Annotated in this window: 19 protein-coding genes; 7 read left to right on the top strand and 12 right to left on the bottom strand. The window is 69.9% G+C overall.

What is annotated here, in order from left to right; all coding sequences use genetic code 11:
- Positions 1–154 precede the first annotated feature (154 nt).
- On the top strand, positions 155–583 hold the full coding sequence (locus ACGFWE_RS17945; RefSeq protein ID WP_352389087.1) for a hypothetical protein: 429 nt from the start codon (positions 155–157) through the stop codon (positions 581–583).
- 57 nt (positions 584–640) lie between these two features.
- Positions 641–802 carry a hypothetical protein gene (locus tag ACGFWE_RS17950; RefSeq protein ID WP_352389086.1) on the top strand — a complete coding sequence of 54 codons (162 nt, stop codon included), beginning with the start codon at positions 641–643 and terminating at the stop codon, positions 800–802.
- On the opposite strand, the gene ACGFWE_RS17955 is transcribed toward ACGFWE_RS17950, so the two are convergent.
- Positions 795–3,008 carry a peptidoglycan recognition protein gene (locus tag ACGFWE_RS17955; protein WP_393600430.1) on the bottom strand — a complete coding sequence of 738 codons (2,214 nt, stop codon included), beginning with the start codon at positions 3,006–3,008 and terminating at the stop codon, positions 795–797. The two genes, ACGFWE_RS17950 and ACGFWE_RS17955, sit on opposite strands and share 8 nt — an antisense overlap.
- 269 nt (positions 3,009–3,277) lie before the next feature.
- Between ACGFWE_RS17955 and ACGFWE_RS17960 the strand changes: the two genes are divergently transcribed.
- From ACGFWE_RS17960 to ACGFWE_RS17970, 3 genes are all read left to right on the top strand, one after another.
- Positions 3,278–3,895 carry an RNA polymerase sigma factor gene (locus ACGFWE_RS17960; protein ID WP_393600431.1) on the top strand — a complete coding sequence of 206 codons (618 nt, stop codon included), beginning with the start codon at positions 3,278–3,280 and terminating at the stop codon, positions 3,893–3,895.
- Positions 3,892–4,965: a hypothetical protein gene (locus ACGFWE_RS17965; RefSeq protein ID WP_393600432.1), complete on the top strand. Its 1,074-nt coding sequence runs from the start codon at positions 3,892–3,894 to the stop codon at positions 4,963–4,965. The genes ACGFWE_RS17960 and ACGFWE_RS17965 overlap by 4 nt, the downstream gene beginning before the upstream one ends.
- A gap of 199 nt (positions 4,966–5,164) precedes the next feature.
- Positions 5,165–5,935: an alpha/beta fold hydrolase gene (locus ACGFWE_RS17970; RefSeq protein WP_393600433.1), complete on the top strand. Its 771-nt coding sequence runs from the start codon at positions 5,165–5,167 to the stop codon at positions 5,933–5,935.
- Between the two features lie 76 nt (positions 5,936–6,011).
- Here ACGFWE_RS17970 and ACGFWE_RS17975 read toward each other — a convergent pair whose 3' ends face one another.
- Genes ACGFWE_RS17975 through ACGFWE_RS17990 form a run of 4 tightly spaced genes read right to left on the bottom strand, consistent with a single transcriptional unit; the run spans position 6,012 to position 10,257 of the window.
- The gene (locus ACGFWE_RS17975) at positions 6,012–6,443 is read right to left on the bottom strand and encodes a PPOX class F420-dependent oxidoreductase (protein ID WP_393600434.1); all 432 of its coding nucleotides are present in this window, start codon (positions 6,441–6,443) and stop codon (positions 6,012–6,014) included.
- A 41-nt stretch (positions 6,444–6,484) separates the two neighbouring features.
- A complete protein-coding gene (locus ACGFWE_RS17980) occupies positions 6,485–7,741 on the bottom strand; it encodes an ATP-grasp domain-containing protein (protein WP_352389080.1) in 1,257 nt (418 codons plus the stop codon).
- A 19-nt stretch (positions 7,742–7,760) separates the two neighbouring features.
- On the bottom strand, positions 7,761–8,984 hold the full coding sequence (locus ACGFWE_RS17985) for an MFS transporter (protein WP_393600435.1): 1,224 nt from the start codon (positions 8,982–8,984) through the stop codon (positions 7,761–7,763).
- A gap of 7 nt (positions 8,985–8,991) precedes the next feature.
- On the bottom strand, positions 8,992–10,257 hold the full coding sequence (locus ACGFWE_RS17990; RefSeq protein ID WP_393600436.1) for an acetyl-CoA carboxylase biotin carboxylase subunit family protein: 1,266 nt from the start codon (positions 10,255–10,257) through the stop codon (positions 8,992–8,994).
- A gap of 158 nt (positions 10,258–10,415) precedes the next feature.
- On the opposite strand from ACGFWE_RS17990, the gene ACGFWE_RS17995 reads away from it, so the two are divergent.
- Both ACGFWE_RS17995 and ACGFWE_RS18000 read left to right on the top strand, forming a co-directional pair.
- Complete coding sequence (locus tag ACGFWE_RS17995; protein ID WP_352389077.1) at positions 10,416–11,522, top strand: LuxR C-terminal-related transcriptional regulator; 1,107 nt, start codon at positions 10,416–10,418, stop codon at positions 11,520–11,522.
- A gap of 125 nt (positions 11,523–11,647) precedes the next feature.
- On the top strand, positions 11,648–12,676 hold the full coding sequence (locus ACGFWE_RS18000; RefSeq protein ID WP_352389076.1) for a LuxR family transcriptional regulator: 1,029 nt from the start codon (positions 11,648–11,650) through the stop codon (positions 12,674–12,676).
- Positions 12,677–12,796: 120 nt separating this feature from the next.
- Here the strand turns inward: ACGFWE_RS18000 and ACGFWE_RS18005 are convergent, their stop codons facing one another.
- From ACGFWE_RS18005 to ACGFWE_RS18035, 7 genes are all read right to left on the bottom strand, one after another.
- On the bottom strand, positions 12,797–14,236 hold the full coding sequence (locus tag ACGFWE_RS18005; protein WP_393600437.1) for a uracil-xanthine permease family protein: 1,440 nt from the start codon (positions 14,234–14,236) through the stop codon (positions 12,797–12,799).
- Positions 14,237–14,384: 148 nt separating this feature from the next.
- Positions 14,385–15,620 (bottom strand): ATP-grasp domain-containing protein, encoded by a 1,236-nt coding sequence (locus ACGFWE_RS18010; protein WP_393600438.1) that lies wholly within the window; start codon positions 15,618–15,620, stop codon positions 14,385–14,387.
- Positions 15,621–15,676: 56 nt separating this feature from the next.
- Positions 15,677–16,726 (bottom strand): isopenicillin N synthase family dioxygenase, encoded by a 1,050-nt coding sequence (locus ACGFWE_RS18015; RefSeq protein WP_393600439.1) that lies wholly within the window; start codon positions 16,724–16,726, stop codon positions 15,677–15,679.
- Positions 16,727–16,765: 39 nt separating this feature from the next.
- Positions 16,766–17,326, bottom strand: coding sequence for a TIGR00730 family Rossman fold protein (locus ACGFWE_RS18020; protein ID WP_352389072.1), 561 nt, complete (start codon positions 17,324–17,326; stop codon positions 16,766–16,768).
- A 19-nt stretch (positions 17,327–17,345) separates the two neighbouring features.
- Positions 17,346–18,110, bottom strand: coding sequence for an FAD-dependent thymidylate synthase (gene thyX, locus ACGFWE_RS18025; RefSeq protein ID WP_352389071.1), 765 nt, complete (start codon positions 18,108–18,110; stop codon positions 17,346–17,348).
- 57 nt (positions 18,111–18,167) lie between these two features.
- Positions 18,168–18,362, bottom strand: coding sequence for a hypothetical protein (locus ACGFWE_RS18030; RefSeq protein WP_352389070.1), 195 nt, complete (start codon positions 18,360–18,362; stop codon positions 18,168–18,170).
- Between the two features lie 209 nt (positions 18,363–18,571).
- Positions 18,572–18,877: a hypothetical protein gene (locus ACGFWE_RS18035; protein WP_352389069.1), complete on the bottom strand. Its 306-nt coding sequence runs from the start codon at positions 18,875–18,877 to the stop codon at positions 18,572–18,574.
- Positions 18,878–19,268 lie beyond the last annotated feature (391 nt).

Here is a 19,268-nt window from a genome sequence, read left to right on the forward strand (position 1 = left end):
ACTCCGGCGTCAACCTCGCTACCGGGAGGGTCCTGTGACCGTCCGGAAAGGGTTGCGGTGAAGGTGCGCCGGTCCTGCACCGGTCCGGCGGAAGTCCCCTGATCCGGGTGACGAAACACCCCGCCGAAACGCTTTTTCCCGTGTGATGGCTGATGTGACGACTGACGTGACGACTGATGTGACGACCCGCCGGGCAGCCGCGCCCGCCCCCCGGCCCTCCGCCGCGGCCAAGCCCGTGCGGTGGGCCGCCGACGCGGTGTCGGCCCTGCGCGAGGGCGCACGCGTCCGGCTCGACTACTCGGCGCAGAGCCTGTGGCGCGTGGACCGGCTGATCGAGGAGATACGGCGGGAGGGTGCGCCGTACGCCGCCGTGGAGACCGTGCTGCGCGGGCTCGGTGCCTATGCCGGTGAGGTCGTCGTCCGCCAGACCGGTGCCGAGTGGTGGACGAGCGGCGGCGAGCACTGGGTCCGTACGCCCGACGGGCGGCTGTGGGACCCGGTGAACGAGGCCCGCCGCTGCTTCGCCGGGGACGGCTCGCTGCGGCTGCTGTGCCGCGATGCGACGGGCGGTGTGCGGCGCTGACCGCACGGACGAAGACGGGCGAGGCAAACACCGTAACAAGAGACGGCCGAGGCGACCGTGCACGGCTTCAACGTGGCCACCTGGTGGGCGTTCGGCGCGCTGCTGCCGGCCGCGCTGATCGCGGGAGTCGTGGTGAACGCGGAACGGGCGCCCACTCCCCAGGGTGCGGGGGAGCGGACGCCCGAGCCGGTGGATTCGGCGCTCCAGCGGGCTACTTGATGTAGACCAGGCCGTCCGTCGTGACCGTCGGACGGCCGCTGGTGCCGACCACCACGATCTTCACGGTGTGCTTGGCGCTGCTGGACCAGGACTTGGTCCAGATCGCGTCGCGGTACTTCGTGGTCGAGGACTTCAGGTCCACGGTCGCGACCTTGGTGCCGTCCACGTACACGTACGCCTGCCCGGAGGTGGCCGCCCGCGAGACCGTCCACGCGGCGGACTTGCCGGTGAACGTCCAGGTCAGGCTGGCGTTCTTGGAACCGCTGGAGTACGACTTGCCACCGAGGTAGCTGGTGGAGGAACGGCTCGTCCAGCTGCCGGACTTCGTGGCCGAGGTCTCCTGGAGGATCATCGGCGTGTACGAGGGCGACGAGGTGCGGGTGTTGCCCGCGACGTCGGACGCCTTCATCGACCAGACGCTCGCGGCACCGGACTTGGCGGTACGGCTGGAGCTCGTGGTGGTCGGGCCGAAGGTGGCCGTCGTCGGGGACAGCAGGCTCACCGACTTCAGGGCCTGGGAGTCGGCGGCCTTCCAGCCGAGGGTGACCGGGACGGCGGTGGGGTCGACCGTGCCGGCGCGCAGGGTGATCTTCGGGGTGGTGGAGAAGGTCGGCGCGGTGGTGTCGGTGACGACGGTCAGCGCGCCGGTCGCGGGAGTGACCTTGCCGGACTGGTGCACGGCCCGTACGGCAACCTTGTGGCTGCCCGCGGCCAGGGTGGTGCTCGCCGAAGTGGCCGTACCGGACGCGGTGGCGACGACCTTGCCGTCCACCAGCAGCTCGAACTTCGAGATCAGCGAACCCGGCGTGGTGGTGGACCACTTCGCCGTGATCGCGCCCTTCGTGTAGTACGTCGTGCCGGACAGGGTCGCGCCGGTCAGCGAGGTGAGCTTCAGGCCCTGCACCGGGCCGGACGCCCAGGCGCGGATGGTCGGCAGCTGGGCGTAGAGCGAGGTGCCCGGGCACTCGGTGGCGTAGCCGTCGCGATGGCCGGAGACCCGGTTGAAGGTGTAGAGGCCGCCAGCGGTGAAGCTCGTACCGGCGAGGTTCTTCTGGGTCGCGCCCGCCGTCAGCTGGACCGTCGAGTCGGGGTCGACGCCGTACTGGCCGAGCTTCCAGGCAGTGATCCGGGCGACCGAGGTGAGGGCGGCGTTCGAGGCGCCCGCGTCGGTGTAGTTGCCGAGGATCGCGATACCGGTGGACTCACGGTTCCAGCCGTAGGTGTGCGCGCCGAGGACCGGCAGGTCCACACCGCCCTTGCGGCCCTCGAAGATCGTGCCGCACTTGTCGACGAGGAAGTTGTAGCCGATGTCGTTCCAGCCGTTGGTCTGCGTGTGGTACGCGTAGATGCCCCGGACGATCGCGGCCGAGTCGGTGCACGAGTAGTCGTTGGAGTCGGCCGTGTGGTGCACGAAGACGGCCTTCACTCCGGCGTTGTACTCCGACGGGTCGGGGCTGAGCGACTCGTCGGCGCCCCAGCCGGCGCGGGAGACGATCGTCGGTTCCGGGGCCGTGGAGGGGGGCGCGGTGGGGATGGTGGCGGTGGGGGTGGGCGTGGCGGTAGCCGTGTCGGTCGGCGTCGCGGTCGCGGTCGGAGACGCTGACGTGGTGTCGCTCACCGTCGGCGTCGGAGTCGGTGTCGGTGTCGGCGTGGGTGTCCCGTCCACGGCGAAGGCCGCCGGGTCGGTGTCGTCGCCCGCGTTCCGCTGCTCCGCGGCGGTCGCGATGCCCGGGTCGACGAGGTTGACCTCAAGTCCCTTGGGCAGCCCGGTACTTGTGCTGCCGTCCTCGTGGACGACCTGCACCTGCACGCCGTCCGAGGGGCCGACCCACAGCGGTTCGGACGCGCCGCGCGCGCCGTTGCGCTCGTCGGGGTCCTCCGGCGGGTCGATGTTCGTCTCCAGGTCCTGCCAGGCGGACCACTCGCCGCTCTCGCTGCCGCGGGTGCGCACCTGCGCCTTGCCCTCCAGGGGCTTGGTCAGCCCCGTCCAGGAGACACCGAGCAACGAGAACTGCTTGGTCTCCGTGCGGGGCAGCTCCCGCTTGCCGGTCGCGGTGCCCTTCAGCGTCAAGTCGTAGACCTTCACCGGCCGTTTGGGCTGAAGGTCCCCCGCAGCGTCGCTCGACGGACTGGCGGCGGCGTAGGTCGCGATGCCGCCGCCCCCCAGAACCACCGCACCGAGCGTCAGCCACGCCCTCCGCTTCATGCTGAGCGGTCTGTACGCACGGCTTTTACGACGACTCACTACCCACCCCTGATTCTGGTCACAGAAAAACCACCTGTCACACAGGTGGCACTCATACAGCGTACGAACTCTCCCAGGTGTCACAGGTGTTCGAGGCGGGGTGCCCGGGATGTCCGGCCCGCTGTGACACTTCTGTGAGGTCCGGCGCTGTTGACCGTGGGGGAGATGGGCAAGGGTGACCGTGCCGGACGGTGCGGAATCGCCACGAACCGGTACGGACGGGAAAGTTTTTGGGCCAGGGAGGGGAACCCCGCCGCGTGCAGGCGTACGACGGGGAACTGGGCGCGGCCGTCGCGCGGGCCCAGGAGGGTGACGAGAGTGCCTTCGCGGTCGCCTACCGGCTGGTGCAGCCCGGACTGCTCGGCTATCTGCGCGGGCTGGTCGGGGAGGACGCGGAGGACGTGGCGTCGGACGCGTGGCTGGAGATCGCCCGGGACCTGGGCCGGTTCCGGGGCGACGGGGCGGGCTTCCGCGGCTGGACGGCGACCATCGCCCGGCACCGGGCCCTGGACCATCTGCGCCGGCTCAAGGTGCGGCCCCGGTCGGCGGCGCTGGAGCAGGACATGCTGGACCTGCCGGGTCCGTACAGCACGCACGACCAGGCGCTGGAGTCCCTCTCCACCGAGTACGCCCTGCAACTGGTCCGGGGGCTGCCGCGCGACCAGGCCGAGGCGGTGCTGCTGCGGGTGGTGGTCGGACTGGACGGCCCCGCCGCCGCCCGCGTCCTCGGCAAGCGCCCCGGCGCGGTGCGCACCGCGGCGTACCGGGGCCTGAAGCGGCTGGCGCATGAGCTGGGCGCCGGGAGAGTGACGGATGACGGCCCCCGGACGCTGGGGGAGTCGACATGACAGGTGAGGACACCACCTCGGACAGGGACGGACACGGCATGGGCGACGAGCGGAGCGGCGACGCGGCGGGCCGCCGGTCGGCACGCCCGCAGGAGCCCGTGCGGGGCCAGGAACACGGCGACGGCTCAGCGCCGGGTGGTGGCGGGGTGCGGGGTGGCGCCCCCGTGCCGGGGCGGCAGCGGCCGTATGACGAGGGTGTGCCCGAGGAGGAGCGGACGCCTGCCGGGGGCCAGGGCCAGGGCCCGGGCCCAGGTGTCCTCGGCCAGGAGCCGGTCGGCGGCGGGCGGCGTTTCGGCGGGCGGGCGGCGGCACGCAGGGGCCCCGGCGTCTCCGCGTCCATGCCGGACCACGGGAACCGCACCGCTGCCGGGCCGGAGCCTTCGTACGACGACGGCTCCCTCGCGGCGCTGCTGGCGGTGGCCATCCGCGGGGAGAGCTCGGACGGTGACGCGGAGCGGCGGGCCGTGGCTGCCTTCCGGGCGGCGCGGGACGCCGGGGCGCATCGGGCGCGGACACGGCGGCGGGACGACTGGCGGCCCCGCACGCCGCGGCGCCGGACACGTTCTTTGAAGGCGACGCTCTCCGTGCTCCTCGCCAGCCTCACCCTCGGCGGTGTCGCCTACGCGGCGATCGGCTCGGCGGGCAGCGGTCCGGACGGGGGCGTGGCCGAGGGCAAGGACGTACGCCCGAGCGTCTCGGCGAGCAGCCCGGCCGAGTCGCACAGCAGCGCGCGGTCCTCCGCGTCCGCCCCCGCCGAACGCCCGCCCACCGCGAAGGACACCCTGGCCCACTGCCGTGTCTACGAGAAGCTCCGGGGCCGGGGCAAGGCGCTGGACGCCCCGGCGTTCCAGCGGCTCGTGACGGCGGCCGGCGGCGAGGCGAACGTGAGCGCCTACTGCGCCGCGCTCACGGACCCGGCCGACGCGAAGGGCTCCGGCAACGGGAAGGGCGCGGGGAACGCCAAGGACGCGGGGAACGCCAAGGACGCGGGCGACGTGAAACCGGGGAAGCAGAAGGACAAGGCGAGCGGCCGGCGGAACGCGGACGGGAACAAGTCCAAGAAGCAGTGACCAGGAATCCCGCCCCGGCCTCTGTCACCTGTGCCGGGACAGATGGGCCGCGATTGTACGGGGCATCGATTTGTGGACAGTGCGGCCCTGATGCCGGAGCGTCCCGGGTCGGCCGGGCCGGGACAGCAGTCTCGTGGGCGGACTCCAGCGTCTATTACCCTCGTCGCCCTACCGATCTTGATTGCAGGGGAGCCAGACTGTGCGCAGCGCCGTCGCAACGACCGAGGGTGACCGGATCCGCTGGGTGGAACTGCCTGGGCGGGAGCGCGCCCGCGTCTACGTACACGGCCTCGGTGCCACTTCGCCCGCCTACTTCGCGGAGACAGCGGTCCACCCGCTGTTGGCCGGCCACCGTTCACTGCTGATCGATCTACTCGGCCATGGCATCAGTGACCGCCCGACGGCATTCGACTACACCCTGGAGGCGCACGCCGACGCCCTCGCCGAAGCGCTGACTTCTGCGGGTGTCACCGGTGCGGAGCTGATCGCCCACAGCATGGGCGGTTCGGTGGCCATCGTCCTGGCGGCCCGGCACCCACGCCTGGTCTCCCGCTTGGTCCTGGTCGACGCCAACCTTGACCCGATTCCGCTCCAGGCCGGCTCCGGCGGCAGCAGCGGCATCGCCGCCTACTCCGAACAGGAATTCCTGGCAGGCGGCTGGCGAGAAGTCCGCGACCGGGTCGGCCCCCACTGGTGGTCCACCATGCGCCTGGCCGGCCGCGAGGCCTTGCACCGCAGCGCGGTCCATCTCACTCGCGGTACCACCCCCACCATGCGCGAACTTCTGCTGGACTTGAAGATCCCGCGTACCTACCTGTTGCCCGAGGACGACAGCCCGCTCCCGGGCGCCGACGCGCTCACCGAGTCCGGGGTGGTCGTGGTTTCGATCCCGGACTGCGGGCACAACATCATGCTGGACAACCCGGACGCCTTCGCCTCCGCCACCGCAGCCGCACTCGACCAGGAGTAACGTCCCTCGCGGGCGACGGCAGCCTCGCAACGCAGGCCCCGCAGACGCCGGGCCTGCGGGGCACAGGTCACCTCGGTCATTCCGAGATCCCGCTGTATGCGATGACGTTCCTCACGGTCGCCCGGACCAGGTATTCCCCGGACACCGAATTGCGTGCTCCGTACTGATCGGCCAGGGCCTGGCCCATGTAGCGGGCACCGATGCGGGTAGCCCAGTAGCGCAGTTCCTCGGGGCTCTCCGTGAGCCGTGCCGTGCAGTCGAACATCACGTAGCTGTAGGGCGGTTCCTGGTCGTCCATACACAGAGCCAAGCGGGGGTCCCGCAGCAGTGCCTTGGCCTTGAGCGAGGCGTGCCAGGTCGTGAACACGATCTCGCACGCGCCGTCCGCCGTCTCGTCCAGGAGGAACCACACCGGGGTCACGTGGGGCCGTCCGTCCCTGCGGTGGGTCGCCAGCTTCGCGGTACGCGTACCGGCGAGTACGAACGACCGCCACTGCTCTTCGGTCATGGGTTGCATCGGTTTCGCGCCTTCAGGTCATGGACGGGTTCTCAGTGCTCCCCGGCCAGTTCGTACATGCCGTTCCCGTCGAGGTAATGGATGGTGCCGATGTCGCGCATCACGACCTCCTCCATCTCGTGGAAGAGCCGCACGAAGCCCACGTACGTCATGTCATCGGTGGTGGGGACGAGTTCGCCGCCGACGGGTACGAACTGCGAGAAGTCGTAGAAGCTTTCCAGCTTCTTGATGTCGTCGATGTGGCGCAGCCCGGCCAGCCGCCCGGCCGTCGGCGAGACCAAGCCGACGGAGGCGAAGTGCTGCTTGATCGTGTAGGCCCGGGCGTGGCGCTCGTGAAAGCGCTCGGGCCGCACGTACGCGTCGACGGTCCAGTCGAAGGGGGACTCGCCGGTCGCCTGCCGGACGTAGTACGGCAGGTCTCCGCCGCAGATCCTGGCGCCCATCTCGATCAGCACCGGCCCCTCGGGGGTGAGCTTCAGCTCGATGTGGGCGGGGCCGTGCCGCACGCCGAGGGCGTCCAGGACGCGCAGCGCGTAGGAGGCGAGCTGATCCTGAGCGTCGCCGTGACGCGGCAGCAAGTAGACGGAGTTGCTGATGTCGTGCACGCCGTTCACCGAGATGCGGGTGGTGGCGATGATGTCGGTGACGTGGTGGCGGCCGTCCCGGCTGACGGTGTTGACCATGAATTCGCCACCGTAGAGGTACTCCTGGGCGACGACGCCCTCGTTCCGCTGTGAAAACAGGTTGTCGGCATCGGTGAGTTCGCGGAACGCGGCGGCGCTGTCCTGCGGGTCGTCGCAGAACCGGATGCCGTCGTTGCCCGCGCTCCTGAGGGGTTTGACGACCACGCGGCCGCCGTGCTCGCGGTGCCAGGCTTCCAGTTCCTCGGCGCTGGTGGCGAGCAGCTGGCGGGCGCCGCGCAGGCCCGCCGCCTTGATGGTCTCGATCATCGTGAACTTGTCGCGGCGCGCCTTGCTGAGGGCGGTGCCGTTGGTAGGCAGGCCCATCGCCTCGCTCAGCCGGTCGGCGAACTCGACACCGAACTCGTGGCCGGCGATGACGGCCACCGGGCCGTAGGCGCTCACCGCGCGCACTGTCTCTTCGAAGTCCCCGCTGTGGACAATGTTGTCGACGTACAGCGACAGGTCGAGGGAGGCGGCGAAGGCCGTCGGCATTTCGGGCGTGCTCTGCACGCGTATGCACTCGTATCCGGCTGCGCGGAACTCCGGTGGGAAGAACCGTGCCGTGCCGAAGGCGTCGACCAGGACAACGTAACCCTTGGTGCTCATCCGTTACTCCTTGCTGAAGTCATGCCGTGGCGTCTGCCAGGGCCTGGTCCGGCTCCTGTGCGGCGGTCGTGGGCCTACGGCCCAGCCACTGGTGTCCGGTGAGGGCGAGGGCGGACAGGGCGGCGCCGGTCAGGCCGATCACCACGAAGGCCCATCGCGGGCCGGCCGAGTCCTGGACCGCGCCGGACAGCGCGGGTCCGATGCTGTTGCCGACGGTGAGGGCGGCGCTGTAGCAGCCCATGACCACTCCGCGGGCCCCGTCCGGGGCGAGGGAACTCGCGGCGCTGCCGGTGGAGGCGAAGGCGGGCGAGCACAGTGCTGCCGGGAGAGCCATGGCCAGGCAGAGCAGCCGCCAGTCGCCGGTCGCGAAGCCACCGACGACGGTGGTGAGGCCAACCAGGCCGGCAATGACAGCGAAGCCGGGCGGGCGCTTGACGGTGCCGTAGACGAGGGCGCCGATCAGCGAGCAGAATCCGCAGACGGTCAGGACCAGACCGGCGAACTCGACCTGCCCCGAGTGCCGCAGACCGCCTACGATGGCCGACTCGTACCCGGCGGTGGCCAGGGTCGTGGCCGTGGTCGCCGCGAGGACGGGCAGCAGGGCGGGCGTGAACCAGGCCCGGAACGTCGTCCGCGACGGGCGGGTGCCGGCGGCGGGCTCCGAAGTGGTCGCCCGCACCGTGGGGTTGAGCAGTGCGAGTCCCAGCCCGGCAAGGCTGACGATCACGCCGAGTCCCCGCATGGAGGCCGCGCTGGAGACGGAGGTGGCGACGGTGACGCCGAGCGCGGGGCCCACCATGTACGAGATGTTGGAGGTCATGGCATCCAGCGCGAAGGCCGTGTTGCGGTCCTCTTCCGGGATCGCCACCGCCAGCCGCAGCCGTACCAGGGCGAAGCCGGGCAGGTTGAGCAGCCCGACGCCGACCGCGCTGACGACCAGCACCTCGTACGGCATCACCGGTCCGAAGCCCCAGAACAGCATTTGGGCGAGGACCGAGATCAGCAGCACCGGGCGGGCGCCGTACCGGTCCATCATGCGGCCCTGGACGGGGCCGCCGATGCCGACGCCCACCGTCCACGCCGTGATCACCAGACCGGCGGCGCCGAACCCGCGTCCCAGGCCGAGGAGGACCGCGAGGTTGAGGACCACGGGAAACGCCACTACGGCGATCTTGGAGAACAGGCCAAGGAGCATCAGCGACCCGATGCCCGGCCGGCCCAGCACTTTTCGGTAATTCTTCATGCCCATGTCACCGTTCCAGGAGCTTCAGGTCGGGCGGGGCGGCCCCGACGGCCACCGCGATCTGCGTGAGGAACACCTCGTCGGTGAACCGGTGCCGCCGCCACAGAGATGCGAGTTTCGTGGGCAGTTCCGGCCGGCCGTCGAGCTCGCAGGTGATGATGATGTTGGGGTGCTGTACGCCGTCGATGGTGAGCGTCTGGGTGCGTACGACCTCCAGTTCGCGCGTGGCGTCGCGGATGAACTCCGGAGTGGGGTCGTGGATCGGGAACTGGAGGCACACCTGCTGCACCGGGGCCACGGTCCGCACCGACGGCGCGGGCCAGCTGCCGTCCAGGATCGACAGCAGGCAGTCGTAGGTGTTGATGCCGGAGGCGGCGATGCACGGCGTGGTGGTGCCGGTGACCCGGGGGTTGATCTCCAGAACCTGGTAGCGCCCGTCCTCGTAGATCATGTCGATCCCGATGGCGCCCTCCAAGTCCAGCCCGCGGCACAGTTCCTGGAGCTTCTCGGCCACGGGGGCGAACGCCTCGTCGTGCTCGGGACGCGGGGTTGCGTAGCGCAGCCGGCCGAAGTTGAACACCGGGCCGGCCTCCGCCGGCCCCTGCCACACGATGGGCTGCACCACGTAGACGCCGCGGGAGCCCACCACCTCCACCGAGCAGATCTCCCCGGAGACGCACTGCTCCAGAATGAAATTACCGTCGTGCGGCCGGGCCAGATGCTGCTGCAGTTCGTCCTCGTCGGATATCGCCACCATGCCGACGCCCATGCAATCCCACAGCGGCTTGCTGATCACCGGATAGCCGAGGTCGGCAACCTGCATCAGAATGGATTCGACATAGGCGGGGATATGCAGTCCGCGGCCGGCCAGCACGTCGCTGTCGACAAGGATGCCGCCGGGTATGTCGAACCCGTACTCCTTCAGCAGCCCCTTCGTGTCCCACTTGTTGGAGGCGACGTGCACGGCAGCCAGGCCGTGGCCGACCATCGGAATGCCGACGGGTTCGAGGATCCGTTTCACCACCGCGTCACGCAGGGCGTTCTCGTCCGCGATCGACAGCGACACCACTCCGTCGGCGGCCCAGTCGATCACCTTCTTGGCGAGTTCCGTAGGCGTGATGTCACCGGGTAGCTTCTGAGCCGTACCCGGGAAATCGTCCGGTCCGCAATCGCCGTCCGTGTAGAAGAGTCTGGCCTCGATTCCCTCCTGTTCGAACCTTGATTCAAGGAGTTTGAGATAAGGCTTGGTCTGCTGAATCTCGATGGATCGCAAGAAAGCGATTCGGCGCATCATTCACCCTTTCGGGGAGCCGCGGCCACACAGTCGTGCCGATTCGTACAGCGCGACAGGAAGATTCTGGCAGCGATCCTGCGCCGAGCAGAGAGATAATCGGTGGCCCAAGGTGGCCTGACCGGAAGAGGAAGCCGACGATGGAGCGTTCAGGGACACAGCAGCGGGGGCCGGCGCCCGAGCTTGAGCCGGGTGCGCTTCTCCTCTACGAATGGGCCCTGCGCCGCGGCATCCTCCGCGACACAGCCATCGCCGCCGCCGAACTGGGGTTGTCGGAGAAGGAGTTGAGCATAGCCCTCGACGACCTTCTGCGGCTCGGCCTGCTCCAGCGGGCCGGTGGGGCCGATGCGTGGACGCCGGTGGATCCGACGGTGGCCGAGATGGCGGCACGGGCCCCGCTGGAGCGTGAGATACGGGAGCGGCAGCGGGAGTTGAGCCGACTGCACACCCGGCTCCGGCCGCTCGCCTCCCTCTACGCCGAGCACGCCCGCAGCGGGCGCAGGACCGAGGGCCTGCGGCTGGTGGACAGCGCCGCGGACGTGCGCCGGGAGCTGTCGGCGATGACCCGGTTGTGCACCGAGGAGATGGTCAGCATTCAGCCGGGCGGCGGCCGCAGCCCGAAGACGCTGCACGGGATCATCGAGGAGAGCGTCGCGATGCTGGAGCGGGGCGTGCGGCTGCGCACGCTGTACCAGCACACGGCGCGCGCGAGCCTGGCGACGCAGACGTATGTGCGCGCGGTGTCGGCGGCGGGCGCGCATGTCCGTACCACGGCCGAGGTGTTCGACCGCGTCATCATCTTCGACCGGGAGACCGCGTTCGTACCGCAGTCGCGTGTCGACGGCCGCCCTCAGGGCGCGTCGATCATCACGGATCCGACCGTCGTGGAGTTCCTGTACCGACTGTTCGAGACGCTGTGGAGATCGGGCCGGCCCTTCGATCCCGGGGAGGTGAACGGCGGGCGGCTCACCGAGCAGGGCGAGAGCGCCCAGGACCGGCTGTCCGCGGACGACTTGAAGCTCACCATCCTGCGCCTGATGGCGGCCGGACTGAAGGACGACGTGATCGCCCGCCGCCTGGGCATGGCCCCGCGAACCCTGCGCCGTCACCTTCGGGACATCACAGGTGAACTGGAGGCGGAGAGCAGGTTCCAGGCCGGCTACCGGGCCTGGCGGCTGGGCCTGCCGCTGGAGGGCGGGACGGAGGACGAGGCTCGCACCGAGCGGGCGCCGTCCCAACCGGACTGAGTTCCCGGCGGCTGGATCATGACCGTCGGAACATCACGCTGCGCGATTGAACATACTCGGACAGGAGGGAACGGTTAGACTCGGGCGGCTCTGTGCGATCACTCGACCCCACACCGGAGTTGGCGATGAGCAAGTCCGTGGTCCCCATACCCAGCGCCAAGGCGCGCACGACCTATGTCGAGCTGCTCAGGCAGGAACTGCAGAGTCAGTCCGGCAGCTGCGCGGAAACGATTCGGCGGTCCGGTCCCGAGCTCGACGAGGGCACGCTCGCCGAACTCCTCGCGATGGGGATGGTCAGCCAGGACGCCTCCGCGCCTGCGCAGTTGACGGTCGTCGACCCCGGCGTCGTGGAGGCCCGCCTCGGCGCCCTGCTGCGCTCCACCGCGCTGACCATGCTGGACGAGGCGCGCAATCTGACCGACCTGTTACGGCCCCTGATCGTCGAGTCGCGCCAGGGCCCGGGGCCGCAAGAGGGTGAACCCATCGTCCGTATCGAGGGCAAGGCCGCGATCAGTGCGATCGTCAACGAGACCGTGCAGCAGGCCACCACGGAGCTGTTCACCGCGCAGCCCGGCGGCGGGCGGCCCAAGGACACGCTGGAGAAGGTGCGCAGACAGACGGCCGAGTTGCTGGGCCGCGGTGTGGAGGTGCGCACGCTGTACCAGCACACGGCCTGGCACGACGGCCCGACCCGCGAGTACGTGGCCGAGATGACCGCTCTCGGCGCCCAGGTGCGCACCATGGACGAGCTCGTCGACCGGCTCATCGTCATCGACCGCAGCCTGGCGTTCATCCCGGCCGACAACGAGCACGACCAGGCCGTGATCATCCGGGAACCGGCCATCGTACGGTTCCTGGTCGGTGTGTTCGAGCGCAACTGGCTGCGTGCCAAGCCGTTCCAGGGCTCCCGGACACCGAACGAGTCCAGCCACATCAGCGGCGTGCTGCGGGAGACCATCATCCGCTGCCTGATCCACGGTGACAGCGACAGTGCGATCGCGAAGCGAATCGGGCTGAGCACCCGGGCCTATGCGACACACCTGGCCAAGCTGAAGTCCGAGCTCAAGGCCGAGACCCGATTCCAGCTCGGCTACCAACTGGGCATGCTGGCGTCCTCCGCGGCCGCGGAACGGGGCGACGGGTCCGAGGCGTGATCGCCCGGGAGGCCCCGTAGCGCGACCGGCGACCCGCATCGGGGCACGAACGCCGGCAGGGCCGCGAGCGGGGGATGCTCGCGGCCCTGCCGCACTTCACGTTCTGCCGGCAGCAGTCGGCTACGCCTCCTGGTGCTGCTGTTCCGGGACCGGCGCTCCGACCTCCGCCACGGCCGTTTTCCTCCCGACCGCCCTCTGCTCGAACTCCCGCACCTCCTCGCCGGCCCGGCGCCCCGCGGCGAGCGCGTGATGGCCGAGCAGTGTCACCACCGTGCCCAGGGCGATGCCGCTGATGGAGAAGTCGCCCAGGGTGATCTCGACGCCGCCGATGCCGAGCACCGAGCCCGCCGCGATGGGGACCAGGTTCACCGGGTCCGCGAAGTCCACCTTCGCCTTGATCCAGATCTTGGCGCCGAGCAGCCCGATCATCCCGTACAGCACCACGGTGATGCCGCCCAGCACCCCGCCGGGCGTGGCCGCGACGAGCGCGCCGAACTTGGGGCAGAGTCCGAAGGCCAGCGCCGCGCCGGCAGCCGCCCAGTAGGCGGCGGCCGAGTAGACACGGGTCGCCGCCATCACGCCGATGTTCTCCGCGTACGTCGTCGTGGGCGGGCCACCGACCGCCGCCGAGAGCACGGTCGCCAGACCGTCGCCGAGCACCGCGCGGCCGAGCACCGGGTCGAGGTTCTCCCCGGTCATCTCGCCCACGGCCTTGACGTGCCCGGCGTTCTCCGCGATCAGCGCGATCACACCGGGCAGCACGAGCAGGGCCGCGGAGGCGCTGAACGACGGTGCGTGCAGGGCGGGCAGCCCAAACCAGTCGGCCGACGCGACCGACTCCAGCTGCACCCGTGCGTGCGTGGTGACCTTGCCGTCCGGGCCTGGTGCGGTGATCGGGCCGAGGGCCCTGTCCAGGGCCCAGGACAGGACGTAGCCGACGACGAGACCGACGAACACGGCGAGCCGGCTCCAGAAGCCGCGCAGCAGGACGCCCACCGCGATGACCACGCACATGGTGGCGAGCGCCGTCCACTGGTCCTGGGGCCAGTAGATGTCCGCCACCACGGGGGCCAGGCTCAGGCCGATCAGCAGCACCACGGCGCCGGCCACGACCGGTGGGAACAGCCGGTTCACCAGGCTCGGTCCGAGGCGGTGGACGAGCAGGCCGACCACCGAGAGCACCAGGCCCGCCACCAGGATCGCGCCGGTGACCGTGGCCGTGCTTCCGCCTGCCGTCCGGATCGCGGCGACGCCGCCGACGAAGGACGCGCTGGTACCCAGATAGCTGGGCACCCGGCCCTGCACCACGAGCAGGAACAGCACGGTTGCGACCCCGGACATCATGATGGCCAGGTTCGGGTCGAGCCCCATCACCACGGGGAAGACGAAGGTCGCGCCGAACATCGCCACCACGTGCTGGGCGCCCAGCCCCAGGGTGCGGGGCCAGGAGAGGCGTTCGTGCGGCAGCACGGCTGCTCCGGGCCGCGGCGCCCGGCCGTCGCCGTGCAGCCGCCAGCCCACGCCCAGCCCTCTCCTTGCCGGAACTTCCGTACCTTTCATGCGATTTCTCCGGTTCTCGGTCATGCCGCATCGCGGCGGCCATGAACTGGTGTACGAACACAAAGGGCTGGGTCGCTGCTGCTCATGAGCCGGTTCACGCGTGCGTGCCAGAAGGAGGAGCGGCGGTCGCCCGACGGGGACGCGGGGCTCAGGCCTCCACGTCGCAGGCCACCGAAACCATCACGGCAGCAGCGCGCCGGTCGGCCTCGACCGGGTTCGCGGCCACGACGATCGCATGGCCCACCCGGGTGTGCTTCACCTCGGCACCGCCGACCAGGTCGCCCGGTTCCACGTAGGACCGCACCGCCGCGAGATGCGGGTTCAGGCTGAGGCCCGTGAGCCCGCGGAAGGTGCCGTGCGCCGCGGTGTTGATGTAGCGCAACGCGGCGGCACCGGAGCGCCGCGGCTGCGGCTGCGGCGCTTCGCCGAGGACGGTCTGCACATACGCCCGGGCCAGGTCGATCCCGGTGGCGTGCTTGATCGCCTCCAGTACGGCGCCGTCGGGCGGGCCGGCGCCGATCTCGATGAGCACCGGGCCGTCCGCGGTGAGTTTCAGATCGGTTTGCGCGATCCCGTCTCGAAGCCCGAGGGCCACAACGCCGTCGGCCACGGCGGCAGCCGTGCGCGCCGTCGTCCACTCGTCCAGGTCGGCCGGCACGGTGTGGCCTGTCTCCTCGCGCTCCCGGCCGTCCGTCATGTACTTCCGGGTCAGGGCGAGGTGGGTGCAGTTGCCCTGGTGCAGCACGCTCACCACGCTGTACTCGGGGCCCTCCAGGTACCCCTGGACCAGAGCCACCGCACCGTAGGCGAGGCCGTACGTCGTGTCCGTACAGCGGTTCAGTGCCCGGCGGACGGCGGGCTGCAGCTCGGCCGGGCCGCGCACCACGCTCACCCCCACCGACCCCGTGTTCTCCACGGGCTTGACCACGACGGGGTAGTCCAGCCCGGCCGCCTCCAGCCGCTGCTGGGCAGCCTCGGGCGAGACCAACGCCACCGTGGGTGCGCTGGGCACCCCGTGCCGCTGCATCGCCTGGGCCATGTGCCACTTGTTGCGTGCGGCCGGGGCCCGGCCGGCGGAGTGCCCCGGCGCACCGATCCGGAGGGCGAGGGCTGCGGCCAGCGGGGAGAAGCGCCCCCCGCTGACCGCCACCGCTCCGATTCCCTCCTGGGTGCAGTACTCGGCGAGTTGGTCGACGGCCTGTTCCGCTGAGCGGAAGTCGGTGAACACCACACCGCTCAGCTCTCTGCGCATCTGCGGACGGCACCGCACGTACAACTCCCGGTGCGTCGCGACATGCACGCCCACGTCGAGCTGCTGCGCCGCCCGCACTATGCACTCGGCGGCCGTGTTCTCGGCACCGAGGAGCAGAGCTGCTCTGGCCACGTCATCTCACCTCGCTCTCGCCGGTTCACCTTCAAGGCGGTCTGCGGGATGCGCCGTCAACCGCCGTACGCCCTGCTGAACTTGCCGACGATGTAGTCGCCGGAACGTACCGATGCGTGCCGGGGAGGGTTGTCCGGTCCGGTACAGGTGGGAATGCACTCGATCAACGCATCGTAGGCCGGTTGGTGGAAGAACGGCACCGAGTAGCGCTCCTTGTCTGCCAGTTCCCTGGGCGGGTTGATGACCCGGTGGACCGTGCTCACCCAGCGGTTGTTGGTCCAGATCGCCATGAGGTCGCCGATGTTGACCACGAAGGAGCCCTCGATGTAGGGCACGTCGAGCCACTCGCCGGTCTTGTCGAGGACCTGCAGGCCGCCCGGACCGTCGTCCTGGTAGAGGATCGTCAGGCTGCCCCAGTCGCTGTGGATGCCCTTGCGCAACTGGCCCGGGGCCGGCTGCTCGGTCTGTCGCGGGTAGTAGTTCGCGGTCAGGTTCGTCATATGCCTGTCGATCTTGTCCTCGAACCAGCTCTCCGGCAGGTCGAGGGCGAGCGCGAACAGCCGCATGATGTCGGCGGCCAGCACTTCCATGGCCGCGTAGTAGGACCGGTAGGCCCGGGCGAAGCCGGGCAGTTCCGGCCAGCGGTTCGGGGTCGCCAGCGCCGGGTCCGCGTCGGGCGGCAGCCGGTGTGCCCCGTCGGGCTCGCCGAGCCGGTTGATGGTGAAGGTCTCGGAGACGTCGGGCAACTTGCGCTCGTGCTCCACCTCGGCGTCGGCATTGGAGGCGGCCAGGCTGCCCTTGCGGCCGAAGCCGCGCATCAGCGGGTCGGCGGGGTCCGCCAGCAGCTTCGCCTTCGCCTCCGCCGGCAGCGCGAAGAACTCACGGGTGGCCCGGTACATCTCCGAAATGGTGTCCTGCCGCACCCCGTGACCGACGATCACCAGGAATCCGCTGGTGCGGCAGACCTCGTCGATCACGGCGCCGAGCCGCCGGTCCGCCTCGGCAGACGACCGGGCCGAACTCAGGTCGATCACCGGAACGTAACCCTCCACCACGGTGACCTGTGCGGCCTCCTCGACCGCGCTCTCCATATTCAGTAGCGACATCGCTCCTACTTTCGATTCAGCCCTGCGAGGGGGTTTCGGTCAGCCCCAGCGAGGGGGCGGGGCTTCCCAGTCCCGCACAAGGCGGAGGAACTCGGTCGCGTCCGCGACGGGCACGAGGGTGCCGAGCTCCTGCTCTCGCAGGAATCCACTGGCGGACATCCGGCAGACCATCCGCAGGAGGCGGTCCCAGTAGCCCTCGACGTTCAGCAGCGTGACGGGCTTCTGGTGCGTGCCGAGGACCAGCCAGGCCCAGACTTCGAGGATCTCCTCCGCGGTGCCCACCCCGCCCGGCAGCGCGACGAACGCGTCCGCCAGGTCGGCCATCAGCTGCTTGCGCTGATGCATGGTGTCGACGACATGCAGTTCGGTCAGGCCCGGATGGGCGACCTCGGCGTCGACGAGATGGGTCGGGATGACTCCGGTGACCCGTCCGCCGGCCGCCAGGGCGGAGTCGGCCACGACGCCCATGAGGCCCGCCGCTCCGCCGCCGTAGACGATCTCGTGGCCTTCCGCGACCAGTTCCTTGGCGAACATGGCCGCTGCTTCTCGGTAGATCGGCCGGTTGCCGAGGGCCGACCCCGCGTAGACGGTGATACGCACGGCAGGGATTCCCTTCCGGTCAGGGGCTGACCCGGCCGAACTTCTCGAACGCCGCGTGGGTCAGCGGCATCAGGCGCGCGAACTCCGCCTCCATCTGCTCGGCCAGGATCTCGATCTCGCGCTGCGGGTGCGAGATGTAGGCGGCGTCGGTGCGGTGGGTGCGCAGCCCCAGGAAGTGCATCAGCGAGCGGGCATTGCAGGTGGCGTAGACGGTGGAGTAAGTCGCCACCGGCAGTACCACGCGGGCCAGTTCGCGAGCGATTCCGGCGTCGAGCATCTTCTGGTACTCGCGGAATGCCGAGCGGTAGGCCTCACTGGTGGCCGTGCTCACCAGCTCGTAGTCCTGCTCGTCGCCCGGTACGTACTGGTAGTGACCGGGCTTGCCGATCTGCTTCAGGGCGCGCTCACGGTCCGGTACGTAAAAGACGTTCTTCAGGTCCTTGTAACGCGCGCTTTCCTCGTTGAAGGACCACATTCGGTGCCGCATCATGTGCCGGATCGTGAAAATCGGCGCGTGCACCAGGAAGGTCATGGAGTTGTGCTCGAAAGGACTGCCGTGGCGGCTGCGCATGAGATATCGGATGAGGCCCCCGATGTAGTCGTCGCCGCGTTCCTCGCGGTGCGCCTCCTCGCCGGCCGTGGACACGCGCGCCGCACGGACGACGCCGATGTCGGAGGCGGTGTGATCGACGAGTTCGACCGTGATCTCGCTGCGCAGTTCGATCTCCGGTCCGAAGGCCGTGTCCTCGTCGGTTCCGGTCTCGATCGCCGGGCTGATCGTCATTTGCAATTCCCTTCGTTGACCTGGCTCGTTGTCGCTTGGCTGGCGGACCGGGCGGAGTCAGTCCCAGCCGTGATCGAGGGGCGTGGCACCCGCGACGACCGTCGTGGTGGCCGAGGCGTCGGCCGCTGTGGCGACGGCGGGGGCGGCGGCTACGGCGAGGACACCGACGGCTGCGACTGCGGCTGCAGCCAGGCTGATGCGCAGACCGCGGGTGCTGGCGACAACTGCCTGAAGGGAGATCGTGCGGGGCATTTCATCCTCTTTCGTATCCGAGTTTCGAACGGCTCTCCTGCCTGCGATGTCTATTCTTCGAGGGCGGCTGGTCCGCAGTAAGGTCACACTTGTGCAGTGCGCAACTGAGAATCCTTGCAGGCACCTTCAGGCATCCACAGCAAAAGCCCCGTCGCCGGCGGATGGGAAACCTTTCCCCGGCGACGGGGCTTTTGCTGAACGGAAGTGGGCTACCTGTCGAGTGCGCCGACCACCGTTCCGGGCGTGAGCGTGCGGACTGGCTCATGCCGTTTGTCGTCATGGATCTCGCGCACTGCGATGGTCGCTGTCACGACAGCGGCCCGGGCCAGGCCCAGGACATCCCGGGCGGAGTCCAGATCACGGTGGGGCAGGCGCACGACGACATCCGTGGCGCACTCGATGAGGTGCAGAGCCGCCCTGGCCAAGGAGTCGTCGCAGGGATAGCTCTGCTCCACAGCGGTGCGTGCGCTCTTCAGGAGTGCGGCCGCGTTGATCGTCTTCTCGATGTTGTCCAACTTGCCTCCTAGGTCGGCAGTGACTGCGTCACCTCCGTTGGCAGAGCCCCATCAGCAGCTCGGGGGCTTCAACTCTGCTGGAGTCGCCGGGCGCCCGGGAGGGTCAAAGGCGTGCAGGTGCAGAGTTCTGCTGCGTCCGCACGGCGGGGAGAGGTGGCTGAGCTCGTCGGCTTCCCGGCCGCTGGGCCTGGGCGGGATCATCCAGTAGCTGGTCACCTGAGGTGAAACGCGAGACGGCCGGGGCCGCCACCCCCCACAGGAGAGGCCCCGGCCGTCGCGCGGTACGGGCCGCGCGGCGGCCCGTACTTCCTTCAGCGTCATGAGTGCGGTTTCTGTCACACCCTGCCGAACCGCCTGCGGATCACGAGCCAGTTGCATTTTGTACGGACAT

The sequence above is a fragment of the Streptomyces sp. NPDC048523 genome (assembly GCF_043199815.1).
Lineage (GTDB): Bacteria > Actinomycetota > Actinomycetes > Streptomycetales > Streptomycetaceae > Streptomyces.

Bases quoted from the DNA above. Each gene is read 5' to 3' on its own strand.
- ACGFWE_RS17955 (WP_393600430.1), bottom strand. From the start codon at position 3,008: ATGAAGCGGAGGGCGTGGCTGACGCTCGGTGCGGTGGTTCTGGGGGGC.
- ACGFWE_RS17965 (WP_393600432.1), top strand. From the start codon at position 3,892: ATGACAGGTGAGGACACCACCTCGGACAGGGACGGACACGGCATGGGC.
- ACGFWE_RS17975 (WP_393600434.1), bottom strand. From the start codon at position 6,443: ATGACCGAAGAGCAGTGGCGGTCGTTCGTACTCGCCGGTACGCGTACC.
- ACGFWE_RS17980 (WP_352389080.1), bottom strand. From the start codon at position 7,741: ATGAGCACCAAGGGTTACGTTGTCCTGGTCGACGCCTTCGGCACGGCA.
- ACGFWE_RS17985 (WP_393600435.1), bottom strand. From the start codon at position 8,984: ATGAAGAATTACCGAAAAGTGCTGGGCCGGCCGGGCATCGGGTCGCTG.
- ACGFWE_RS17995 (WP_352389077.1), top strand. From the start codon at position 10,416: ATGGAGCGTTCAGGGACACAGCAGCGGGGGCCGGCGCCCGAGCTTGAG.
- ACGFWE_RS18000 (WP_352389076.1), top strand. From the start codon at position 11,648: ATGAGCAAGTCCGTGGTCCCCATACCCAGCGCCAAGGCGCGCACGACC.
- ACGFWE_RS18005 (WP_393600437.1), bottom strand. From the start codon at position 14,236: ATGAAAGGTACGGAAGTTCCGGCAAGGAGAGGGCTGGGCGTGGGCTGG.
- ACGFWE_RS18015 (WP_393600439.1), bottom strand. From the start codon at position 16,726: ATGTCGCTACTGAATATGGAGAGCGCGGTCGAGGAGGCCGCACAGGTC.
- thyX (WP_352389071.1), bottom strand. From the start codon at position 18,110: ATGACGATCAGCCCGGCGATCGAGACCGGAACCGACGAGGACACGGCC.
- ACGFWE_RS18030 (WP_352389070.1), bottom strand. From the start codon at position 18,362: ATGCCCCGCACGATCTCCCTTCAGGCAGTTGTCGCCAGCACCCGCGGT.